The sequence below is a fragment of the Halovulum sp. GXIMD14793 genome, assembly GCF_054457435.1.
The window spans coordinates 17878-39912 of the sequence record NZ_JBTLNE010000035.1 but is presented as its reverse complement, the minus strand read 5'-3'; the positions used below and the strand labels follow the sequence as shown (position 1 = coordinate 39912).

22 protein-coding genes and 3 pseudogenes are annotated in these 22035 nt (G+C 59.4%); 14 read left to right on the top strand and 11 right to left on the bottom strand.

The features are described 5' to 3' along the window. Positions 1–132: 132 nt before the first annotated feature. Positions 133–1305, bottom strand: coding sequence for a M20 aminoacylase family protein (locus tag ACW9UQ_RS11480; RefSeq protein ID WP_458931156.1), 1173 nt, complete (start codon positions 1303–1305; stop codon positions 133–135). A 7-nt stretch (positions 1306–1312) separates the two neighbouring features. Continuing rightward, positions 1313–2464 carry an acetylornithine deacetylase gene (gene argE, locus ACW9UQ_RS11475; RefSeq protein ID WP_458931153.1) on the bottom strand — a complete coding sequence of 384 codons (1152 nt, stop codon included), beginning with the start codon at positions 2462–2464 and terminating at the stop codon, positions 1313–1315. A 325-nt stretch (positions 2465–2789) separates the two neighbouring features. On the opposite strand from argE, the gene ACW9UQ_RS11470 reads away from it, so the two are divergent. From ACW9UQ_RS11470 to ACW9UQ_RS11460, 3 genes are all read left to right on the top strand, one after another. Further along, a complete protein-coding gene (locus ACW9UQ_RS11470) occupies positions 2790–4490 on the top strand; it encodes a peptide ABC transporter substrate-binding protein (RefSeq protein WP_458931152.1) in 1701 nt (566 codons plus the stop codon). 74 nt (positions 4491–4564) lie between these two features. Further along, positions 4565–5572 (top strand): ABC transporter permease, encoded by a 1008-nt coding sequence (locus ACW9UQ_RS11465; RefSeq protein WP_458931151.1) that lies wholly within the window; start codon positions 4565–4567, stop codon positions 5570–5572. Continuing rightward, positions 5565–6548 carry an ABC transporter permease gene (locus tag ACW9UQ_RS11460; RefSeq protein ID WP_458931150.1) on the top strand — a complete coding sequence of 328 codons (984 nt, stop codon included), beginning with the start codon at positions 5565–5567 and terminating at the stop codon, positions 6546–6548. The genes ACW9UQ_RS11465 and ACW9UQ_RS11460 overlap by 8 nt, the downstream gene beginning before the upstream one ends. A gap of 75 nt (positions 6549–6623) precedes the next feature. Here ACW9UQ_RS11460 and ACW9UQ_RS11455 read toward each other — a convergent pair whose 3' ends face one another. From ACW9UQ_RS11455 to ccmA, 4 genes are all read right to left on the bottom strand, one after another. Continuing rightward, positions 6624–7037: a thioredoxin family protein gene (locus tag ACW9UQ_RS11455; RefSeq protein WP_458931149.1), complete on the bottom strand. Its 414-nt coding sequence runs from the start codon at positions 7035–7037 to the stop codon at positions 6624–6626. A gap of 18 nt (positions 7038–7055) precedes the next feature. Further along, entirely contained in the window at positions 7056–7772 is a 717-nt protein-coding gene (locus tag ACW9UQ_RS11450) for a cytochrome c biogenesis CcdA family protein (protein ID WP_458931148.1), read from the bottom strand. A gap of 107 nt (positions 7773–7879) precedes the next feature. Beyond that, entirely contained in the window at positions 7880–8545 is a 666-nt protein-coding gene (gene ccmB, locus ACW9UQ_RS11445) for a heme exporter protein CcmB (RefSeq protein ID WP_458931147.1), read from the bottom strand. After that, positions 8542–9195 carry a heme ABC exporter ATP-binding protein CcmA gene (gene ccmA, locus ACW9UQ_RS11440; RefSeq protein WP_458931146.1) on the bottom strand — a complete coding sequence of 218 codons (654 nt, stop codon included), beginning with the start codon at positions 9193–9195 and terminating at the stop codon, positions 8542–8544. Before ccmA ends, ccmB begins: the two co-directional genes overlap by 4 nt. 152 nt (positions 9196–9347) lie before the next feature. Here ccmA and acnA point away from each other — a divergent pair, with 152 nt between their 5' ends. Together acnA and ACW9UQ_RS11430 are read left to right on the top strand one after the other, a co-directional pair. Then, positions 9348–12038, top strand: coding sequence for an aconitate hydratase AcnA (gene acnA / locus ACW9UQ_RS11435; protein WP_458931145.1), 2691 nt, complete (start codon positions 9348–9350; stop codon positions 12036–12038). Between the two features lie 260 nt (positions 12039–12298). Then, entirely contained in the window at positions 12299–13015 is a 717-nt protein-coding gene (locus ACW9UQ_RS11430) for a DUF1223 domain-containing protein (RefSeq protein ID WP_458931144.1), read from the top strand. A 231-nt stretch (positions 13016–13246) separates the two neighbouring features. Here the strand turns inward: ACW9UQ_RS11430 and ACW9UQ_RS11425 are convergent, their stop codons facing one another. From ACW9UQ_RS11425 to ACW9UQ_RS11415, 3 genes and pseudogenes are all read right to left on the bottom strand, one after another. Then, the gene (locus ACW9UQ_RS11425; RefSeq protein ID WP_458931155.1) at positions 13247–13528 is read right to left on the bottom strand and encodes a glutathione binding-like protein; all 282 of its coding nucleotides are present in this window, start codon (positions 13526–13528) and stop codon (positions 13247–13249) included. A gap of 90 nt (positions 13529–13618) precedes the next feature. Next, a pseudogene (locus ACW9UQ_RS11420) lies at positions 13619–13831 on the bottom strand (glutathione S-transferase N-terminal domain-containing protein); the annotation flags it as partial. A gap of 27 nt (positions 13832–13858) precedes the next feature. Beyond that, positions 13859–14303: pseudogene (locus ACW9UQ_RS11415) on the bottom strand (IS66 family transposase); the annotation flags it as partial. On the opposite strand from ACW9UQ_RS11415, the pseudogene ACW9UQ_RS11410 reads away from it, so the two are divergent. Beyond that, positions 14304–14552, top strand: a pseudogene (locus ACW9UQ_RS11410) (D-lyxose/D-mannose family sugar isomerase); the annotation flags it as partial. Between the two features lie 133 nt (positions 14553–14685). Here the strand turns inward: ACW9UQ_RS11410 and phnF are convergent. After that, positions 14686–15405, bottom strand: coding sequence for a phosphonate metabolism transcriptional regulator PhnF (phnF, locus tag ACW9UQ_RS11405; protein ID WP_458931143.1), 720 nt, complete (start codon positions 15403–15405; stop codon positions 14686–14688). 75 nt (positions 15406–15480) lie between these two features. On the opposite strand from phnF, the gene phnG reads away from it, so the two are divergent. Genes phnG through ACW9UQ_RS11390 form a run of 3 tightly spaced genes read left to right on the top strand, consistent with a single transcriptional unit; the run spans position 15481 to position 17578 of the window. Beyond that, entirely contained in the window at positions 15481–15927 is a 447-nt protein-coding gene (gene phnG / locus ACW9UQ_RS11400; RefSeq protein ID WP_458931142.1) for a phosphonate C-P lyase system protein PhnG, read from the top strand. Next, entirely contained in the window at positions 15927–16490 is a 564-nt protein-coding gene (gene phnH / locus ACW9UQ_RS11395) for a phosphonate C-P lyase system protein PhnH (RefSeq protein WP_458931141.1), read from the top strand. The genes phnG and phnH overlap by 1 nt, the downstream gene beginning before the upstream one ends. Then, the gene (locus ACW9UQ_RS11390; RefSeq protein ID WP_458931140.1) at positions 16490–17578 is read left to right on the top strand and encodes a carbon-phosphorus lyase complex subunit; all 1089 of its coding nucleotides are present in this window, start codon (positions 16490–16492) and stop codon (positions 17576–17578) included. Before phnH ends, ACW9UQ_RS11390 begins: the two co-directional genes overlap by 1 nt. 2 nt (positions 17579–17580) lie before the next feature. Here the strand turns inward: ACW9UQ_RS11390 and ACW9UQ_RS11385 are convergent, their stop codons facing one another. Continuing rightward, on the bottom strand, positions 17581–17757 hold the full coding sequence (locus ACW9UQ_RS11385; protein ID WP_458931139.1) for a hypothetical protein: 177 nt from the start codon (positions 17755–17757) through the stop codon (positions 17581–17583). A 56-nt stretch (positions 17758–17813) separates the two neighbouring features. Here ACW9UQ_RS11385 and ACW9UQ_RS11380 point away from each other — a divergent pair, with 56 nt between their 5' ends. From ACW9UQ_RS11380 to ACW9UQ_RS11360, 5 genes are read left to right on the top strand one after another with little or no spacing between them, the layout of a single operon-like run. Continuing rightward, positions 17814–18674, top strand: a complete 861-nt coding sequence (locus tag ACW9UQ_RS11380; RefSeq protein WP_458931138.1) for an alpha-D-ribose 1-methylphosphonate 5-phosphate C-P-lyase PhnJ — start codon at positions 17814–17816, stop codon at positions 18672–18674. After that, positions 18671–19444 carry a phosphonate C-P lyase system protein PhnK gene (gene phnK / locus ACW9UQ_RS11375; protein WP_458931137.1) on the top strand — a complete coding sequence of 258 codons (774 nt, stop codon included), beginning with the start codon at positions 18671–18673 and terminating at the stop codon, positions 19442–19444. Before ACW9UQ_RS11380 ends, phnK begins: the two co-directional genes overlap by 4 nt. Before the next feature lie 12 nt (positions 19445–19456). Continuing rightward, the gene (gene phnL, locus ACW9UQ_RS11370; RefSeq protein ID WP_458931136.1) at positions 19457–20140 is read left to right on the top strand and encodes a phosphonate C-P lyase system protein PhnL; all 684 of its coding nucleotides are present in this window, start codon (positions 19457–19459) and stop codon (positions 20138–20140) included. Continuing rightward, on the top strand, positions 20137–20679 hold the full coding sequence (phnN, locus tag ACW9UQ_RS11365; protein ID WP_458931135.1) for a phosphonate metabolism protein/1,5-bisphosphokinase (PRPP-forming) PhnN: 543 nt from the start codon (positions 20137–20139) through the stop codon (positions 20677–20679). The genes phnL and phnN overlap by 4 nt, the downstream gene beginning before the upstream one ends. Positions 20680–20733: 54 nt before the next feature. Next, a complete protein-coding gene (locus ACW9UQ_RS11360; protein WP_458931134.1) occupies positions 20734–21915 on the top strand; it encodes an alpha-D-ribose 1-methylphosphonate 5-triphosphate diphosphatase in 1182 nt (393 codons plus the stop codon). The last annotated feature ends 120 nt before the right edge of the window (positions 21916–22035 follow it).

Sequence of the window (22035 nt, the reverse complement as noted above, 5' to 3'; positions counted from 1 at the left end):
TTGAGCAATTTGAGGGCTCCGCGCCCGGCGCGCTTGCCCAAAACGAAACCAACGAATATGAAAACCAGACCCGCAGACTCTCGTTATGAATGAGGGAGCCTCGGGGGGCAGGTCACTGCCCAACATAGGGCGTCAGGTTACCGGCATGCCTTTTTCCACTAACCGGGTCCAGTACAGGCAGCCAACAGGGATTGCGTCGTCGTTGAAGTCGTAATCCGGGTGGTGGACCTGTGCGCTGTCGCCATTGCCGATGAAGATCATCGCGCCCGGGCGCTTTTCCAGCATATAGGAGAAATCCTCGCCGCCCATGACGGCAGGGATGCCAGTGTCTACGTTGCCTTGCCCGACGATGTCAGCGGCGGCGGCGGCGCAGAAATCTGTTGCGGCGTCATTGTTGACGGTCACGGGGTAGGAGCGTTCGTAGGTGATACCTGCTGTTGCGCCATAGGCTTTGCAGACGCCGGTGACGATGCGTTTGATATCAGCCTCGATCCGGTCTCGGGTCTCGGCATTCAGTGTCCGGATGGTGCCGCGCAGATGCGCTGTTTGCGGCAGGACGTTCTGGGTATCGCTTTCGGTGTGAAACGAAGTGATCGAGACAACGGCGTGATCGTCAGGTGCCGTGCGTCGCGATATCACCGGTTGCAAGGCAACGACGATCTGGGCGCAGACCAATGTGCTGTCGATGCTGACATGCGGGCGGGCGGCATGGCCCCCCAGCCCGGTGACATCAATGGTCAGCATATCGACGGCGGCCATCAACGGGCCAGGGCGCAGGCAAAACTCACCCACCGGCGTGCCAGGGCGGTTATGCATGCCGTAAACCTCGTCAATGTCGAACCGCTCCATCATGCCGTCTTCGACCATCTCGCGGCCGCCGCCGCCGCCTTCTTCGGCGGGCTGGAAGATCACGGCGACCGTGCCGTTGAAATTGCGCGTCTCGGCCAGATATTTCGCGGCCCCCAGCAGCATCGCCGTGTGCCCGTCATGACCGCAGGCATGCATCATCCCCGGCGTCTCAGAGGCGTGCGGCACGCCCGAGGTTTCTTGCATCGGCAGGGCATCCATATCGGCGCGCAGCCCGATCACCTTGCCCGAGGACGTATCCCGCCCCTTGATGATCCCAACGACGCCGGTCCGCCCCAGGCCGGTCACCACCTCGTCGCAGCCAAATTCCTGCAGCTTCTCTGCAACAATGCCAGAGGTCCGATGGGTGTCGAACAGCAATTCGGGATGGCGGTGAAGGTCACGCCGCCATTCGGTGATCTCGGCATGCAGTTCGGCGAAACGGTTGGGAATGGACATATATACCTCAGGTGCAAAGGTGATCACGCAGCCGCTCCTGGAACGCGACGGCGGCGGCCAGTTGATTGCGGGCGATGAATTCGTCAGGCTGATGCGCCTGCTCGATAGAGCCAGGACCGCAAACGATGGTGGAATATCCGGCATCCTGGAACAATCCGGCCTCGGTTGCATAGCTGACGACATGGGTGCCGTTGTCGCCGGTCAGTTGCCGGGCCAGCTGTTCGGCGGCACCGTTTTCCTCGGGACGGCAACCCGGTGCGTCGCAACTTGCGGTGACTGTGATGCCGCTATCAGGGGCGATGGCCTGCATTTCGCGCTGCATCTCATCGCACACGTCCTGATAGCGCTGCAGCCATGCGGCGTTGTTTTCTTCAGGTATGGCCCGCACATCCATTGTGAATTCGCAGTCTCGCGCCGTGATGTTGTGGGCCGTGCCACCGCGGATGATCCCGGCATGCAGCGTGGTCCAGGGCGGGACAAAATCGGACTTAGAGATATTTTCCCGATTGGCCCGATTCTGTTCATCAACCCATGTGATCAGCCGGGCCGCAATCATCACGGCCGAGACGCCGGTATGATTGAGCGAGGAGTGCACCTCGTGCCCGCGGACATGGGTGCGAATCTCGGCTATGGATTTATGGCCTGTAACCACATCCATCATGGTCGGTTCCCCAACAAAGACTGAAGCGGCGGGCAGGGCTGCCTGCATCTTAGGGATCAGTTTGCGCGCGCCCAGAAGGCCGACTTCCTCGTCATAGGTAAAGGCCAGTTGCACCGGGCGCGTCAGCGGGGCGCTGGCATAGGCGGGGACCATTGCCAGACACGCGGCGAGAAATCCTTTCATGTCACATGTGCCGCGACCATAGAGATTGCCGTCCCGCTCAGTCAGTTTGAACGGGTCCGTGGTCCAGGGCTGGCCCTGCACCGGGACAACATCGGTATGACCGGACAGAACCACTCCGCCCGGTTCTGCCGGACCGATCATTGCGTAAAGTGCTGCCTTTTCACCGCTATCATCGGGTACAAGCTCTGACGTCACGTCATAGTCGGTTAGAAAATCCTGCACATACTGGATCAGCGACAGATTGCTGCGGCTTGAGATGGTCTTGAAAGCGACCAGTGTCTCAAGGATTTCTTCGGCTGTGGGCGTCTCTACCATAGGTCTCTCCGCTTAACTTGCGCAGACTGCGGGGCTTGGCGGTCAGCGTCAAGATTGCAAATGCCCATTGTCCTGCGGCATTTTTTATGTCTAGCATCCCGCCATCGTCAACGGATCTGGTGGTTTTGCCTGATCAGTGACGAAAAGGGGGAGCATTACAGGTGAAGATAAGCGATATCGGTCGCAAGACGCCCGAAATGAATGGCTTTGGGCCGAATTCCGGGGAAGCGACTTGCTATCTGGACATCTTTGCTTAGCATGCCCCGCAGTGATGGCCGTCATAAGAGTGGCCACATCACGTATTCTTGCAAACAGGGAGTACCCAATGAAGTTCAACAAACTGCTTAGCGGCGCAGCTGCGCTAAGTGTGCTGGCATCCGGTGCACTGGCGGAGCGCGGTGCTGACGGCCATGTCAATATCATCTATTGGCAGGCAGCGTCGATCATGAACCCGTATCTTTCGGGCGGCACCAAAGATCTGGAAGCATCCAGCCTGGTAATTGAGCCGCTGGCGCGGTACAATCAAGACGGCAACATGGTGCCCTGGCTGGCTCAGGACATCCCGACCGTTGAGAATGGTGGTGTTTCCGAAGATCTGAAGCAGATCACCTGGAAACTGAAAGAGGGCCTGAAATGGTCTGATGGCACCCCGGTGACCTCTGAAGACGTGAAATTCAGCTGGGAATATTGCACCGCTGAAGGCGGCGGCTGTGCCCAGGTCGAGAAATTCCTGGACGTTGTGGATATCGAAACCCCCGATGAACTGACCGTTGTGGTGAAGTTTGGCGTTGCCAAGCCATTCCCTTACGGCCCGTTTGTCGGCGCGCAGGCTCCGATTATCCAGAAGGCTCAGTTTGCTGATTGTCTTGGCCCGAAAGCGCCCGAGTGCACCGACGCCAACTTTAGCCCGATCGGTACCGGCGCGTTCCGTGTGACCGAGTTCCGCCCCAATGACGTTATCTCGCTTGAGGCGAACCCGAACTATCGCGATCCGGCCAAGCCTGCCTTTGCGACAGCGACACTAAAAGGTGGCGGTGACGCAACTGGCGCTGGCCGTTCGGTTCTGGAAACCGGCGAGTTTGACTACGCCTGGAACCTGCAACTGGCACCTGATGTGCTGCAGAACATGCAGAAAGCTGGGAAAGGGACCGTTGTGTCATCCTTTGGTACGCTGGTTGAACGTATCATGATCAATCTGACGGACCCAAGCTCGTCGCTGGGTGAGGAACGTGCAACCGTTAAGCATCCGCACCCGGTCCTCAGCGACATGGCTGTGCGCAAGGCACTGTCGATGGCCATTGACCGCGAATTGCTGGTCGAGATTGGCTATGGCGATGCGGGTCGTGCAACCTGTAACGTGCTGCCAGCACCGGCCATCTACAAGTCGACAGCCAATGATGCCTGTCTTGTTCAGGATATCGAAGGTGCCAAGAAGGTGCTGGAGGATGCCGGCTGGGTTGACAGTGATGGCGATGGTATCCGTGAAAAGGATGGCCAGAAGCTGGAGCTTCTGTTCCAGACCTCGACCAACGCCGTCCGTCAGGACTTCCAGGCGCTGATCAAAGAGTGGTGGGCCGAGATCGGTGTTGAAACCGAATTGCGTAACCTTGACGCATCGGTCTTCTTTGGTGGCGATCCGGGCAGCCCGGACACGTTCCAGAAATTCTTTGCCGATGTCGAAATGTACGCCAACAACTTCGACGGGACTGACCCGGAAGCCTATATGGCAAACTGGGCCTGCAATGATATCCCGAGCCCTGAAAACCAGTGGCAGGGTAACAATATCAACCGTTACTGCTCTGACGCCTACGAAGCGCTGATCAAAGAGTTCGCAACGACCGGTGAACTTGAAGAGCGTGCCCGTATTGCAAAAGCGCAGAACGATATGCTGATGCAGGAATACATCCTGCTGCCGCTGGTCGATCGTGGTCGGGTTTCCGCGCATGCCAACACTTTGGGTGGCGTTGTGCTGAACACCTGGGACAGTGAGCTGTGGAACGCAGCCGACTGGTACCGCATCAAGTGATCTGAGGTCAGGTCGGGGCAGTCGATGCCCCGACCGCTCATTTCCGTCTTACAGATGACCGGGGACAACCCTGTATGCTGACATTTACCTTGCGCCGGCTTGTAACCGCCGTGCCGACGCTGTTGTTCATCTCCTTAGTGATTTTTCTGCTTCTCGATTTGGCGCCCGGCGACCCGATGGCTCAGGTGCCATTGACGGTCCCACCGGAAGTCCGCGCCCAGATGAGAGAAGCGCTTGGATTGGGAGAGCCAACACATATCCGCTTCGTCAAATGGCTTTGGCAGTTCTACATCGTAGAGCCTATGCATCTTGCTGATGCCATTTTCGGTACAAATTGGGCCGAAGGCCAACAACGCGCGATCAGCTGGCAGTGGCGGTCACCAGTGATGGACACTGTGGTACAACGCCTGCCGCAGACACTTTGGGTCGTTGGGCTCGCCTATGTGGTCGGCATACTGATTGCGCTGCCAATAGGCATAATCTCGGCCTACAAGCAGTATTCCTGGTTTGACCAGATTGGTACCTTCGTATCTATGATTGGGTTTGCGATACCACCGTTCTTTTCGGGTGTCGTTGCGATCTACATCTTTACGGTTGGTCTGGGCTGGTTTCCGGAGAAATACGATACACTGCATAAGGTTACAGACTGGGACAGTTTTGTCTTTCAGTTGAAACAGATGTTCCTGCCGGTGATGATCTTGGCAATTCAGACAACGGCGCAGATCAGTCGATACATGCGTGCGTCGATGCTGGATAACCTAAGCCAGGATTATGTCAGGACGGCCCGGGCAAAGGGGTTGGGAGAATCTGCGGTTGTTCTTGGGCACGTTGTGCGGAATTCTCTGATCCCGGTTGTCACCGTTATCGCACTTGGCGCACCCGCGATATTTGGCGGCGCAATTATCACAGAAAATCTGTTTGGCGTGAATGGGATTGGTCATCTTCTGATCACGGCTCTGCTGGCGAATGACCTTCCAACCGTACAAACGATCACCGTGCTGTTCGCATTTCTGATCATCATCTTCAATTTGATCGCCGATGTGCTCTACGGTGTTCTTGACCCGAGAATTCGCTATGACTGAGAAAACCGACGTCACAAAAAACCGTAGCCAATGGCAGGATGTTTGGCATCAGTTCTTCAAGCACAAGGGTGCTGTGCTTGGCGGGGCGGTCTTTCTCATCATCTTAATCGCTGTGATCTTCGGACCGATGATCTGGCCTTTTGAACCGACAAAGACCGGCGCAGGTCGACCAAACACGCGTCATATTTTTGCGTGTTTTGAACTGGATTGGGCGGCGATTGCGGGCTGCTTTGTTAATCCTCAAGATGCGAGCGGCCTCAGAGTCAGCTGGGCGCATCCGTTTGGGACGGACAATCTGGGCCGCGATATATTTGCGCGTATCATGTTCGGTGGGCGCATTTCGCTTGCCGTTGGTATCTGTGCCATGGTCGTTGCCTTGTTTTTCGGCACGCTGGCGGGGATTCTTGCGGGCTATGTAAAATGGCTTGACGGAATCCTTATGCGGACGACTGACCTGTGCCTTGCCCTGCCACTTTTGCCGCTTTTGTTGGTGATGGTGACACTGTTCCGTGAGCCTTTAAGTGCGGCATTTGGCCCAGAGGCAGGTATATTCATTCTGATGGTGACGGCGATTGGCATCACATCGTGGATGCCAACGGCCAGAATTGTCCGAGGCGAAGTGTTGGTGCTAAAAGAGCGGGAGTTCATACTGGCCGCACGTTCCATCGGGACAAAAGGATCCAAGATGATCTTGCGGCATATCTTGCCAAATGTTCTTAGCCCGGTGATGGTTTCTGCTGCGCTTGGGATCGCTGTGGCAATTATTACCGAAAGTACGCTTAGTTTTCTGGGCCTTGGCTTTCCCTCGGACTTCCCAACCTGGGGCAGGTTGCTGAACGATGGGGTTCAGTACCTTAGCCTATACCCGGAGCGGCCCATTTGGCCCGGCGTCATGATCTCGCTTGTGGTGCTATCCGTGAACTATGTCGGTGATGGGCTAAGGGACGCGCTTGATCCACGCATCCGCGGTCGTTGAAAAGGGTGGGTTTAAACCCACCCTACATAATGCGTGCCGATTGGCGTAGGGTGGGTGAAACCCACCCCGGCCCTGTCAACTGGCACCACTTAGACCCTTCTCCATCAACGTGCGGATTTCGGCTTCACCGGTCCCTGCCACGATCCGGCCAAGTTCTTTATCTCCGCGCAGCAGAACCAGCGTCGAGCGGCGCGGGATCTTGCGGCTGGTCGTAACCTTGTGCCGCTTATAGTCATCCCAATCGACGCGAACGAACAGCATAGCCTCGTCATAGGCCGGATTGGCCGCGCGCAGGGCCGAGATGACGCGCTCCTGCCGCGCGCATGTGCTGCACCAGTCTGCGGCATAATCAACAAAAACGGTTTTACCATCAGCAAGGGCTTGCGCGATCAGCCCTGGGCTATAGTCAACGGTATCGGCTGCCCGCGACAGGCCTGGAAGGGCGATGGCCAGAGCCGCAGCAGTGGCAAGAAATAGACGACGTTTCATTTGGTTTCTCCTGTTTCCTTAAAATTGGACCGACAGGTCCTGTAACCAGTAGGGCAGGTTATCAACGGCCCATGCCTCGATAAGATGGTGCACACCGAAGAGCAGCATCAGCCCCACGGCGACAAAGACGGCACCCAGCACCGGCTTTGATTTTTCGGCGATCTTACGCAGCGACTGCGCGCGGCTGCGCATCAGGGATTGCGCCCCCAGGCCAAGCCCGAGGATCAGCGTCGACACGCCAGCGGCAAAAGCCACCATGATCAGCGTTGCATAGCCAAGGTTCTCGCCCTGGCTGGCCAGACCTATGGCCGCGCCGAGTGTTGGTCCGATACATGGCGACCAGACGGCGCCCAAAAGCATCCCGCCCAAAAAATTGCTCGTCAGCCCGGTGGGCTGCAACGCCCCCATCCGGCTGTCTGCACCGGCGGCCATACCGGCGGTGGCCAATTCGAACCGGCGTCCCAGGGCGGGCACCAGCAGAATTAGCCCGAACGCCACCATGATCACTGCCCCGGCCGTGGCGACCATGTCGCTGTCGATCCCAAGCGCGGGGCCAAGGGCTGCGATCCCGATGCCCAAGGCAACAAAGCTCAGGCTCATCCCGGCCGCCAGAGCGATTGGTCCACGCCTATCTGCGCCAGCTGCGGATCCCAGCACAATGGGCAGGACCGGCAGGACGCAGGGATTGATCAGCGTCAGCAGACCGGCGAGATAGGCAAAGGCAAGTTCAATCATGGCATCCTCGGATCTTTGCAGACCAGATACGGTGCCAAGGGCATCACGTCCAAATCACAAACAGGCGAAGGATGTTTCGTCGCCACACGAACGGGGATGCCAGCGGTTTAGCGCAGTTGTATCCGCAGCACCGCTGCGGTGGCAAAGGGGCTGATGGCTGCGATTGCCAGGCTCAGCGCGCCCAAAAGGGCCATCGCTGGCACCGGATTGCCACCGGTAGCGGCCTCTGACACCGCGCGGGCACCGAAAATCAGCGTCGGCACATAAAGGGGCAGCGTCAGGATCGCGACCAGCAGCCCGCCTCGCCGCAAGCCCAGTGTCAGGGCCGCGCCGATGCCGCCCAGCAGGCTGAGCGCTAGCGTACCCAACAGCAGGCTGCCGATCAGCCAGGGCATTGCTGTGCCCGGTAGGTTCAGCGTGATCGCCAGAACCGGGCTGAGCAGCGTCAGCGGCAACCCGGTGACCAGCCAATGCGCCAGCGCCTTGAGGGCAGCGATCATCTCCAGCGGCAGCGGAGTCAGGGCCAGCGTGTCCAGTGTGCCATCCTCGGCATCGGTCTGAAAAATCCGCTCCAGCGACAAAAGACAGGCCAGCAGCGCCCCGATCCACAAGGTTCCTGGTGCGACTTTTGCCAGCAGATTCGGATCGGGCCCGATGCCGAAAGGAATCAACACTGTCAGGATCAGGAAAAAGCTGAGCGCCTGGGCCGTTCCGCCGCCGCTGCGCAACGCCAGCGTCAGTTCGTGGGTCAGTAAGGCGCGGCTGGGGCTCATACAAAGGCCCCGTCGAGAAAGGGATCGATATTGGCCGAAGGCGCAGGCGGCGACAGGGTCAGACTGTCTGAGCGCTGAAGCGGGATGTTGATATGCGTGGCAATCACCGCCACACCACCGGTTTCCAGATGGCGATCAATCCGGGCGCCAAGCCGCACCGTGCTGTCGGTATCCAGTGAATTGGCGGGCTCATCCATCAGCCACAGGCTTGCTCCGGTCAACGGCAGCCGTGCCAGACCCAGCCGCCGCCGCTGCCCCGCTGACAGCCGACCTGCCAGCCGTTCGGACAAATCCGTCAGCGCATAATCCTCAAGCACCGCGTCCATATCCCCGTCAAATCCATGTAGCCCGGCCCAGAATCGCAAGGTTTCAGCGACGGTCAGTGGCGGCTTCACAGCATCGAGATGCCCGGTCAGCGCGACCTTTTCGGTGAAACCATCGTGATCCTGCTGCAGGGATTTTCTGCCTAGATGCACCTCTCCTCCACTCAGCGGTAACAAACCGGCCAATGCGCGCAACAGGCTGGTTTTGCCCACGCCATTGGGGCCACGCAGAAACATGGCCTGACCCGCCGGGACCTCAAAAGACAGTCCGGTTTGCACCGGACGGCCATTTCTGAGCAGATCGAGAGAGGTCACGGATAAATTCATGCGCCAGCCTTACCCCATCCGCCCGCCGGTCGGAAGCGCCTGAATTTTTTTGTATGCAATTGTACACTTTTTGATCTAGATGCCTTGCAGCACGAAGTCATTTCAGGCATACGGACCGCAAATCCAGCCACCCATGATGACCGGAGAGCCATATGCCCATCACCGTCGGAACCGATAGCGCAAACACCAGACGCAAACTGACTGTGGAGGGCAGGGAGTTCGCGTTCTACTCAATCACAGCCGCGGAACAAGCCGGTCTGGGCGATTTCAGCAAGCTTCCTGCCGCCCTGAAGGTGGTGCTGGAAAACATGCTGCGCTTCGAGGATGGCAAGACCGTTCACGTCGATGACATCAAGGCGTTCTCGGACTGGGCCAAGCTGGGCGGCAAGAACCCGCGGGAGATTGCCTATCGCCCGGCGCGCGTTCTGATGCAGGATTTCACCGGCGTTCCGGCGGTCGTCGATCTGGCTGCAATGCGTGACGGGATCGTGGCACTTGGCGGTGATGCGGAAAAGATCAACCCGCTGAACCCGGTCGATCTGGTTATCGACCACTCCGTCATGATTGATGAGTTTGGCAATCCGCGCGCGTTCCAGATGAATGTGGACCGCGAATATGAGCGGAACATGGAACGCTACACCTTCCTGAAATGGGGCCAGAGCGCGTTCAACAATTTCCGCGTGGTCCCACCGGGCACTGGCATTTGCCATCAGGTGAACCTGGAATATCTGTCCCAGACCGTCTGGACCGATCAGGATCAGAACGGCGAAGAGGTGGCGTACCCCGATACGCTGATCGGCACTGACAGCCACACCACCATGGTCAATGGCGCCGCCGTTCTGGGCTGGGGCGTCGGCGGGATCGAGGCTGAGGCAGCGATGCTGGGGCAGCCGATCTCCATGCTGATCCCCGAGGTTGTGGGCTTCAAACTGACCGGCCAGATGGTCGAAGGCACCACCGGCACCGATCTGGTACTCAAGGTGGTTGAGATGCTGCGCGAAAAGGGCGTGGTCGGTAAGTTTGTTGAGTTTTACGGCCCAGGTCTGGATGTTCTGCCGCTGGCGGATCGCGCCACCATCGCCAACATGGCCCCCGAATATGGCGCGACCTGCGGCTTCTTCCCCATTGACGGTGAAACCCTGCGTTACCTGCGCAACACCGGCCGGGACGAGGCGCGCATTACGCTGGTCGAAGCCTATGCCAAGGAAAACGGTTTCTGGCGGGATGAGAACTACGCGCCAGTTTATACCGATACGCTTGAGCTGGACATGGGCACCATCGTGCCTGCAATCTCGGGCCCGAAACGTCCGCAGGATTACGTTGCCCTGTCCAATGCGAAAGACGCCTTCCGCAATGAGATGGAGCAGACCTTCAAGCGCCCGATGGGCAAGGAAGTTGCCGTCGCGGGTGAAGACTACACCATGGAAAGCGGCAAGGTTGTGATCGCCTCGATCACCTCCTGCACCAACACGTCCAACCCTTATGTGATGATCGGCGCAGGTCTGGTAGCGCGCAAAGCCGCTGCGCTTGGTCTGGATCGCAAGCCTTGGGTGAAAACCTCCCTCGCGCCAGGATCGCAGGTGGTTAGCGCCTATCTTGAGGCGGCGGGCCTGCAGGAAGATCTGGACAAGATCGGCTTCAACTTGGTGGGCTATGGCTGCACCACCTGTATCGGCAACTCTGGCCCGATCCAGAAAGAACTGTCCGACGCTATTGCTGAGGGCGATCTGGTCGCAACCAGCGTGCTCTCCGGCAACCGCAACTTCGAAGGCCGGATCAGCCCCGATGTGCGCGCCAACTATCTGGCCAGCCCGCCGCTGGTGGTGGCTTATGCGCTGGCCGGGACGCTGGATATTAATCTGACCGCAGATCCCATTGGGCAGGACCGTGACGGCAATGACGTCTTCCTGAAAGACATCTGGCCGACATCGCAGGAGGTCGCGGAACTGGTCGAGCAGACCGTGACGCGTGAGGCGTTCCAGTCGAAATATGCCGATGTCTTCAAAGGCGATGAGAAATGGCAGGCGGTGGAGACCACCGACAGCCTGACCTATGACTGGCCTGCCAGCTCGACCTATATCCAGAACCCGCCCTATTTCCAGGGCATGTCGAAAGAGGCCGGGACCATCTCGGATATCGAAGGGGCAAAGGTGCTGGCGATCCTTGGTGATATGGTCACCACCGATCACATCAGCCCGGCGGGCTCGTTCAAGGACACGACACCGGCTGGCAAGTATCTGGTCGACCGTCAGGTGTCTGTTCGCGATTTCAACTCTTACGGATCGCGGCGCGGCAATCACGAAGTGATGATGCGCGGCACCTTTGCGAACATCCGCATCAGGAACGAGATGCTCGATGGGGTCGAAGGCGGCTATACCCTTGGACCGGACGGTCAGCAGACCTCCATCTACGAAGCGGCGATGGCCTATCAGGAAACAGGCACGCCCCTGGTGGTCTTTGGCGGCGAGCAATACGGTGCCGGATCGTCGCGCGACTGGGCCGCAAAGGGCACGAACCTGCTTGGCGTGAAGGCTGTGGTTGCCGAAAACTTCGAGCGTATCCACCGCTCCAATCTGGTCGGTATGGGTGTCATCCCGTTCGAGTTTACGGGCGGTGACAGCCGCAAATCGCTGGGCCTTAAAGGCGACGAAACGGTCTCGATCCACGGCCTGTCCGGTGATCTGAAGCCGCTATCCGATGTGCCTTGCACAATCACCTATGGTGACGGCACCACCAAAGAGATCATGCTGAAATGCCGGATCGATACCGAGGTAGAGATCGAATACATCGAAAACGGCGGCGTCCTGCACTACGTGCTGCGCAATCTGGCTGCCTCGGCTTAATGACCTACACCATGTCCAGTTAGCTGGGCATGGTGCGCCGCACAGGCCTTACGGCGCGGCGATGTGCGGCTCAGTTTATGGTGACAAACCTTGCCGTCGTGCGGCTAAAAGCGTCTCTTGATGCGCTTTGTGCATGTAGGAGCAACGGTCGCCGTCATTCAGCGGAGCTTTGACCAATCTTGTTGACGCATCAGTCACAACCCCGTCACCTCGCAAATGGTTGACTGGCGGTGTGATCGCTGGCGTCGTAGATGTTTTATATGAAAACTTACCTGCGCCCCCTGCTTACCGCCGCCCTGATTGCGCTTAGCCCTGCCGCCAAGGCGGGGGAGGCCAATGTTGTGGTTGAATTGTTCACCTCTCAGGGCTGTTCTTCCTGTCCGCCCGCGGATGCCATGCTGAGCAAATTGACCCAGCAGGATGGCGTTATCGCGCTGGCCTATCATGTGGATTACTGGGACTATCTGGGCTGGAAGGACACCTTCGCCATGAACGCCTTTACCCAGCGCCAGATGGACTATGTCGGGCATACCAACCGGGAATGGATCCGCCAGCGGCTGCGCGGCAAATTCACGCCAGAGATCATCGTACAAGGCACCGATTCCATGGTCGGGCATGATAGCCGGGCCGTGATGAAGCGTGTCCATGCCCATGCCAAGGCGATGCCCGCCGCCGATATAGATTTGCGCTTGCAAGGCGACATGCTGGAGGTGAAGCTGGCCACGCCCGAAACGCTGGGGACGCTCAGGGTCATGCTGGCGCAATATGTGCCGCAGCAGACCGTCTCGATTGAACGGGGCGAAAACCGGGGACGAACCCTGACCTATTCGCATGTCGTTACCAAGCTGCGCTATGTCGGCGACTGGGACGGCAGTGGCAGTGACAGGATGACCCTCAAAGGGGTCGAAGGTCCGGTCGTGATCTTCCTGCAAAAGGGCGAGGCGGGGCCGATCTTGGCGGCGGCTGAGCTGAACTAAAGCGTTTCGGGATAAACCTAAGACACAAGCTTATCCCGAAACGCAGTGATAAGCCGATAGGGTGTACGCGTTTCGATTTTACGTGATGTCTCAAGGTAAACTCGAAACGCTTTAGCCCGGTATTGGGCCAAGTCTGCGGCTCTGCCGTAGCAGTGTAGTGGCAGAGACGCAGGGATCGTTTGCACTTACAAAAGGTCGGTTATTCCGACCCCGAAAGCTAGGGTCCTGACCCTAGGCCGCCTGATCTGCCGCCATGGTCGCTTTCTGGGCCGGGCGCTCTAGACAGCGGGCCACCCAATCACGGATCACCGGGACATCCGGCATACTGTCCGGCAGCCAGCCATAGGTCGAACTGACCAGCAAGTCAGCTGCTGTGTAATGCTCACCAACCAGATACGGCGCTTGCTCTAACGCGGCCCGCAGGCGGTCCACCAGTTCAGGCACACCACGAAAGGTTGCGTGCAACGCAGGGCTGTTTGCGCCTGCGAATTGCAGGTTATAGACCGGCTCCATCACATCACCATACCAGGCCAACCAGCTAAGGAACCGACCCCGCAGCGGATCGCCGACCGGGACACCGATGCCAGCCTTGGGGAACATGTCGCACAGGTACAGCATGATCGCGCTCGATTCCCAAATCTCGACCCCATCATGCACAAGGCAGGGCACCTTGCCTTCGGGATGCGGATTGGCCGGATCAGCCCCGCCCGATCCGTCGTGGCGCTGCACGGTCACCTGCCGCACCTCCACCTTGTCTTGAAGCCCTAACTCCTGGATCAGGGCCATCACCCGGGTCGAGCGGCTCATTGGCGAATGGTAAAGCGTTAACATCTGTCGGTCTCCTTTGGTGCAGATGATCTTGTGATCGGCGTCGGTATTCCACGGGCGTTCATCGCGCACATAGCTCCAGAGCCGCGCGGTCTGGGTCTTCTTGGGCTTGAGCTTGCTTTGCAGTTTGACTGGTGTGTCATCCGCAAAAAGCGCCGGGCCCGCCCTGACCAGTTTGCCGATGTGACCGGCCAATGGCTCGAGCAGCGCCGTGCTACGCCCGACCCAATCGGTCAGAGTGGAGTGGTGCAGCGACCTTCTCACGAGCGAAGATTTTGGATTGCCGATCCAGCGCCAGGTGATCGCAGTATTTGCCAACCAGCACGTGGGCCAGCAGGCCCGGGCCGGGGCGGCCCCGTTCAATTGGGCGCGACGGCAATGGAGCCTGAGTGAATGCCTCGCAGCAGGTGCAGGCCATGCGTGGGCGGATAATGCGGCGCACAACAAAGCGACCGGGGATATTCGTCGGGATTTTGCCCTTGGCGAAAAGCTGAGACTTGCGCCGGGCGAAAGCGTGACGCTTCGGCCCGGTGACTGGCACGCTTTCTGGGGAGACGGAGGCGATGTGCTGATTGGCGAGGTTTCAACTGTCAACGATGGCGAAACCGATAACATCTTCCGTGCGCCCATCGGCCGTTTCGCGGATATCGAGGAAGATGAAGCGCCCATGCACTTGCTGGTGAGCGATTACGCGAAGTGGTTTGGGTGAACGGGCCGGCCCCTGACATTAAGGCGTTTCGAGTTTACCTTGAGACATCACAAAGAATCTAAACCCTTGCACCCTATAGGCTTATCACCGCGTTTCGGGATAATCCTTTGTCTCAGGTGTATCCCGAAACGCTTTAGTGATCCAGGGTGATCGTGATCCGCTCGCTGGCAAACCAGGTCAGCCCGTGTTGGACCGGTTGGCCGGTTGGGTCTCGGCTTAGGGATTCGGTCAGCAGCAGGGGCGCGCCTTCATGAAGCCGCAAGTGGAGCGCCTGTGTTGCAGTGGCAAGCGTGGCGGTCAGGCGGGTTGAGACGCGGAAATAGTCTTCAATTCCAACCTTTTGCAGGGCGCGCGTCACACCAATTTCGCTGCGCAATGCCTCTGCCAGGCCGGGCAGGCGTGCCTCGGGAAAGCGGCTTTCGGCCAGGGCCAGGGGTGTGCCGTCGGCGAAGGAGAGTGCGCTGGAGACCACAACGGGGTCACCAACGGCGATGTTCAGGCGACGGGCGTCTCCCGCATCGGCGGCGCGTATCTCAACAGATAGGACCTGGCGGTCCGGCATCCGGCCTGCGGCTTGCAGATTCTGATGAAACCGGACCCGCTGTGACAGGGGATAGTCCAACGGGCGGGACAGAACGAAGACACCAGCACCGCGACGTGAATGCACCAACCCTTCCTCGGCCAGATGCGCGATGGCGCGGCGCACAGTGTGGCGGTTGACGCCAAAACGCTCTGCCAGTGTTGTTTCGGTGGGCAACTTGCTGCCTTCACCATAATGCCCGTCGGCGATGGATCGGCGCAATGTCTCGGCGATAGAGCGCCAGATCGGGGTGCGTTGCTGCGGCTCTGTCATGAATGTTTCACAAGCCTTTTGGGACAGATAGTGTAAGATATGTCTAGTTGTATAGTATATGCTGGATTTGTCTAGATGGACCGACAAACAGAAGATCGCAAAGCCTGGATGGGTCTTTTGGCCCGCGCGCCCGAGGGGCGGGTGTCAGGCCTTTTGGCCGAGGCTGGGCTTCGGGCCGAGACCACCTTTTTGCGGTCTGCCGAGATTGGCAGCGTTATGGTGCGCGGTCGGGCAGGGGCCACGGGTGCTGCCTTTAACCTGGGCGAAGTGACGGTGACGCGCTGCACGCTAAAGCTGCCCTGCGGTGCCGTTGGCCATGGTCATGTGCAGGGACGGCGTAAACCTGATGCCGAGGCCGCAGCCCTGGTTGATGCGCTGATGCAGACTGATCAGGCCGAGGCGGTCAGATCATCCGTGCTGACCCCGATCGAGGCTGAGGAACAGGCGCGGCGCACTGCCCGCGCTTCGAAGGCAGCAGCCACCAAAGTCGAATTCTTTACCATGGTCAGAGGAGAAGACTGATGACCTCTGCAACACTTGAAGGCGGATTTGCCGATAAGCCACGCGATGCGGCCTATGCGTTTCGCGCGCTGATGAATGCAATCGCGCGGCCTGGAACGATTGAGGATATGACCGGGGCCAAGCCGCCGGCACCGCTGTCCCCGGCTGCCGGTACGCTGCTGTTGACGCTGGCCGATGCAGATACGCCGGTTTATCTGGCGGGGGCGGTCGATTGCGCTGCGGTGCGTGATTGGCTTGCCTTTCACACTGGTGCGCCGGTGGCCGGGCCATCGCACGCGACCTTTGCAATTGGTCGTTGGGACGATCTGCAACCGCTGACAGCCTATCCGATTGGCACGCCGGAATATCCCGACCGGTCCACCACGCTGATCGTGGAATGCGATGTGCTGGACGCAAAGGGGACCGTACTGAAAGGGCCGGGGATTAAGGATACGGCTGAACTGTCCTTACCTGATCCGGAGGCGCTGGCGGCCAATAACAAACTGTTCCCGCTTGGCCTCGATTTCTATTTCACTTGCGGTGACCGCGTTGCGGCCCTGCCCAGATCGACGAGGGTTGGCTGATGTATGTCGCAGTGAAAGGCGGCGAACGCGCCATTGAAAATGCCCATGCCTGGCTGGCCGAGGAACGGCGCGGCGATACATCCGTTGCCGAACTCAGCATCGCGCAGATCAAGGAACAGCTTCAGATCGCGGTGAACCGCGTGATGGCCGAAGGCTCGCTTTATGATCCTGACCTTGCAGCACTTGCCATCAAGCAGTCGCGGGGTGACCTGATCGAGGCGATCTTTCTGATCCGCGCCTATCGCACCACGCTGCCGCGTTTCGGTTATTCCGAGCCGATTGACACCTGCGCGATGGCCTGCGAACGGCGCATCTCGGCCACGTTCAAGGACCTGCCGGGCGGGCAGGTGCTGGGGCCGACCTTTGATTACACGCACCGTTTGCTGGATTTCAAGCTGGCCGCCGATGGCGAGGTGTCCGAGGCCCCGGCGCAGAAGCCGCGTGCTGAGCATGTGCCCCATGTCACCGGGTTTCTAAACCGTGAAGGGCTGATCGAAGAGGCGCCGCAGAATGACACAACCCCGCCAGACCTGACGCGTGAGCCGCTGGAACTGCCCGCAGACCGGGCGTTGCGCCTGCAGGCGCTGGCGCGTGCCGATGAGGGGTTCACCCTTGGTTTGGCCTATTCGACGCAGCGCGGCTATGGCCGGACCCATGCCTTTGTGGGCGAATTGCGGATCGGTGCGGTCGCGGTGGAAATGGACATCCCCGAACTGGGCTTTGCCATCGAGATTGCCGAGATCACCGTGACGGAATGCGAGACGGTGAACCAGTTCAAAGGCTCTAAGACCGAGCCGCCCCAGTTTACCCGTGGCTATGGTCTGGTCTTCGGCCAGTCAGAGCGTAAGTCGATCTCTATGTCGCTGGTGGATCGCGCGCTGCGCTGGGAAGAGCTGGGCGAGGACAATGTCGGCGCCCCGGCGCAAGACGCGGAATTTGTTCTCTATCACGGTGACAATATCCAGGCGACCGGCTTTCTGGAGCATATCAAACTGCCGCATTACGTTGATTTTCAGTCTGAACTGGAACTCATCCGCAAATTGCGGCGCGAGGCTGGTGTGCCTGAGGTGCAGGAGGCGGCCGAATGACCTTAGTCGCCGCCACCGCCCCCGCCATCGCAATCCCCATCGCTGTCAAAAAAGGTCAGGTTCTCGTCCATCCAGCACCCGATAGAGTTGTCGGGAAAGCAGGCGATGATCAAAGATCTGAGAAGTGCAATGGCCAGAAATGCGCCGAGGGAGATTTCGCCGAAACCGAGATTTTCCATGCGAACTCCTTCGCGTGTGTCTCAAATCAATCATCCAGAACAAGGATGACAGAAAAATGACAGATTACAACTTTGCCTATCTTGACGAACAGACCAAGCGGATGATCCGCCGGGCAATCCTGAAGGGGTTGGCCATTCCCGGCTATCAGGTGCCTTTTGCCAGCCGCGAGATGCCGATGCCCTATGGCTGGGGCACCGGCGGGGTACAGGTCTCGGCGGCGACGCTGACGCCCGATGATACCTTCAAGGTGATTGACCAGGGTGCAGATGACACCACCAATGCTGTGTCGATCCGGCAGTTTTTCCAAAAGACTGCAGAGGTTGCGATCACAACGGCAACGGCAGAAGCCGACGTGATCCAGACCCGCCACCGCATCCCCGAGGAAGGCCTGCGCGAGGATCAGATCCTTGTCTATCAGGTGCCGATCCCCGAGCCCTTGCGCTTTCTGGAACCGCGCGAGACCGAGACGCGCAAAATGCATGCGCTTGAGGAATACGGCCTGATGCATGTGAAGCTTTACGAGGATATCGCGCGCCACGGGCATATCGCAACATCCTATGCTTATCCGGTGAAGGTCGAAGATCGCTATGTGATGGATCCGTCGCCGATCCCGAAATTTGACAATCCCAAGATGGAGATGCCCGCGATACAGTTGTTCGGCGCGGGCCGCGAACAGCGGATTTATGCACTGCCGCCCTATACCAAGGTGGTCAGCCTGGATTTCGAAGATCACCCGTTTGATCCGTCCAAAGCGCCGCATCCCTGCGGTTTGTGCGGGGCGACGGACAGTTATCTTGACGAAGTGATCACCGATGATCAGGGCGGGCGTATGTTCGTCTGTTCTGACACCGATTATTGTGAGCGCCGCCGGGCCGAGGGTCACCGGGGTGCCGATCTGGCGGAGGATGCCGCATGACCACACCCCTTCTGGATGTTCGCAACATCACCAAGCGCTACGGCGCAAATATCGGCTGTGCCGATGTCTCGTTCAACCTTTGGCCCGGTGAGGTCATGGGGATCGTGGGCGAGTCCGGCTCTGGCAAGTCCACCTTGCTGAACTGTCTGGCCGGTCACCTGCCTCCTGATGAGGGCGAGGTGATCTTTGAGACCCGCGCTGACGGTCAAAAAGACGTCCTGCGCATGACCGAGCCAGAGCGCCGTATGCTCAGCCGCACCGATTGGGCCTTTGTGCATCAGAATGCCCGGGACGGGCTGCGCATGGGGGTCAGTGCCGGCGGCAATGTCGGTGAGCGCCTGATGGCAGTTGGCGCGCGGCATTACGGCGATATCCGGGACAAAGCCATCGACTGGCTTGGCCGGGTTGAAATCAGCGACACCCGCGTCGATGACCGCCCGACCACCTTTTCCGGCGGTATGCAGCAGCGGTTGCAGATTGCGCGCAATCTGGTGACCGGGCCGCGTCTTGTCTTCATGGATGAACCAACCGGTGGTCTTGATGTCAGCGTGCAGGCGCGGCTGCTGGATCTGCTGCGTGGGCTGGTGCGCGATATGGGATTGTCGGCGATTGTTGTCACGCATGACCTGGCCGTGGTTCGGTTGCTGGCCGACCGGTTGATGGTGATGAAAGACGGGCATGTCGTCGAAACCGGTCTGACCGATCAGGTTCTGGACGATCCGCAACACGCCTATACCCAGCTGCTGGTCAGCTCGGTTCTTCAGGTATAAAGGATGGATGCAATGATCCGTGTTTCCAACGTTTCCAAGAATTTCACGCTGCACAATCAGGGGGCTGCGGTCATTGATGTGATGACCAATGCAGAGCTGGAGGTTGCAGCGGGCGAATGTATGGCGCTTGTCGGTGTGTCCGGTGCGGGCAAATCAACGCTGATGCGGATGATCTATGGCAATTACCTTAGCTCTGGCGGGGCGATTGTGGTCGGCGGTCTGGATGTCACCAAGGCAGAGCCGCGCGAGATCTTGGCACTGCGCCGCGACACATTGGGCTATGTCAGCCAGTTCCTGCGCGTCGTGCCGCGCGTTCCGACGCTTGAGGTGGTGGCAGAGCCCCTGTTGCGTGTCGGCGTTCCCGAGGATCAGGCCGAGGCCCGCGCGCGCCAGATGCTGGCCCGGGTCAACCTGCCCGAACGGCTATGGACCCTGTCACCGACGACGTTTTCCGGCGGCGAACAGCAACGTGTGAATGTCGCGCGCGGCTTTATCCACGAATACCCCGCATTGCTGCTGGACGAACCCACTGCCAGTCTGGACGGCGCCAACCGGGAGGTGGTTCTAAGCCTGATCGAAGAAGCCAAGGCACGCGGAGCGGCCATTGTCGGCATCTTCCATGATGAAGAGGCCCGCGACCGGGTTTGTGACCGGCAGATTGACGTCTCGGTCTTTACCCCTGGTGTGGCCGCATGAGCGGACGGCTGATCGGCGTTGTCGGTCCCTCGGGCGTGGGCAAAGACACGCTGATGGCCGCACTTTGCGCGGCGCGACCCGATTTCCAGCTGGTGCGCCGGGTGATCACCCGCCCGGCAGAACTGGGCGGCGAGGATTACACACCCGCGACCGAGGCAGAGTTCGACCGCATGAAAGCCGCCGGGGCTTTTTGTATCGACTGGCCCGCCCATGGCTTGCGCTATGGCATCCCGGTTGAGGTGCGCGACAACGTCGCGGCGGGGCAGAGCATGCTGATTAACCTGTCACGCGCTGTGCTGCTGGACGTGGCTGCGGCCTTTCCTGCCTTTTCGGTGCTGAACGTAACCGCCGACCCCGAAACACTCGCTGCGCGTCTGGCCGCAAGAGGCCGCGAAACCGCCGAGGACATCACCCGTCGTCTTGCGCAGGCCAACCGTCCCTTGCCTGAGGGGCTGCCAGTTCTGACCATCAGCAATGACGGCCCGCTTGAAAACACCGTTGCCGAGGCGCTGGATCTGCTTGCCGCCGAGGTGGCCTGAAAATGTATGACCTGACGGCCTTTTGCGTCCCGTGACCAAACCCGGATACTTGATATGCCCCTGACCTTTGCTGAACCCGAACAAGACGCAGCGCAAACCAAAGAGCTTTGTCTGGCCAATGCTACACTTGTGCTTGAGGATCGGGTGATGCCGGGCGCGTTGCATATCAAAGGGGAAACGATCATTGGCATCGAAGAAGGAGACAGCCTGCCTGCCGGTGCGGTTGATTGTGACGGCGATCTGATCGTGCCTGGCATGGTCGAGTTGCACACCGACAATCTGGAACGGCATCTTGAGCCAAGGCCCAGTGTAAAGCTGCCGCATATCCCGGCGATCCTTGCGCATGACGGCGAACTGGCCTCGACCGGGATTACAACCGTGTTCGATGCGCTGCGGGTCGGCTCCATTGTGAACCCGAACGAGCGCTACGACGCCTATGCCCGGGCCGTGGCGACGGAAATCCTGTCGCTTCGCGCCGCTGGTGCATTGCGCATCCGTCATCTGATCCACTTGAGGGCTGAGGTCTGTTCCGAGACGCTGTTGCAGGAACTGGCCGAGTTTGGCGAAGATGACCGGGTCGGGCTGGTCAGCATGATGGATCACACGCCGGGGCAACGGCAATTCCGCGATCTGAACCAGTTAGAAACCTACTATGTCGGGAAATACGGCTATTCCGATGTGCAGTTCCAGGAACTGGTAACCACCCGCACCGCCCTTGGCGATAAGGTTCGCGACACGCATGAAACTGCAACGGTGAAAGAAGCCGCACGGCTGGGGGCCACATTGGCCAGCCATGACGACACCACCGCCGATCATGTTGCGAAATCCAGCAGCATGGGCATTCATCTGGCCGAGTTCCCAACGACGATTGAGGCGGCTGCGGCCTGTCATGAGGCCGGGATCAAGGTGATCATGGGCGCGCCCAATCTGGTTCGGGGCGGATCGCATTCCGGTAATGTCTCTGCCGCGGAACTGGCCGAGGCGGGGCTGCTGGATATCGTCTCGTCGGACTATGTACCGTCGCTGCTGCTGTCTTCGGCCTTTCGGCTGGCGGCACTGTGGGACGACCTGCCGCGCGCGGTCCGCACAGTCAGCGCCACACCCGCCGATGTCACCGGCCTGACCGACCGGGGCCGCCTGCGTGCTGGCTGCGTTGCAGATATGGTTCGCCTGCACATGCTGGATGACACCCCGGTGATCCGCGCCGTTTGGCGCGGCGGCGAGCGGGTCGGCTGAGGTCTGTTTGTAGAAGCTCTGACTTGGCAACCGTAGTGCCTGCGGTCCAGAAGCCGTTGTTGGCAACGGCCACAGCAGACTGTCGTCAATCTGTCATGAAATCGTCGCACTATGCAGGCC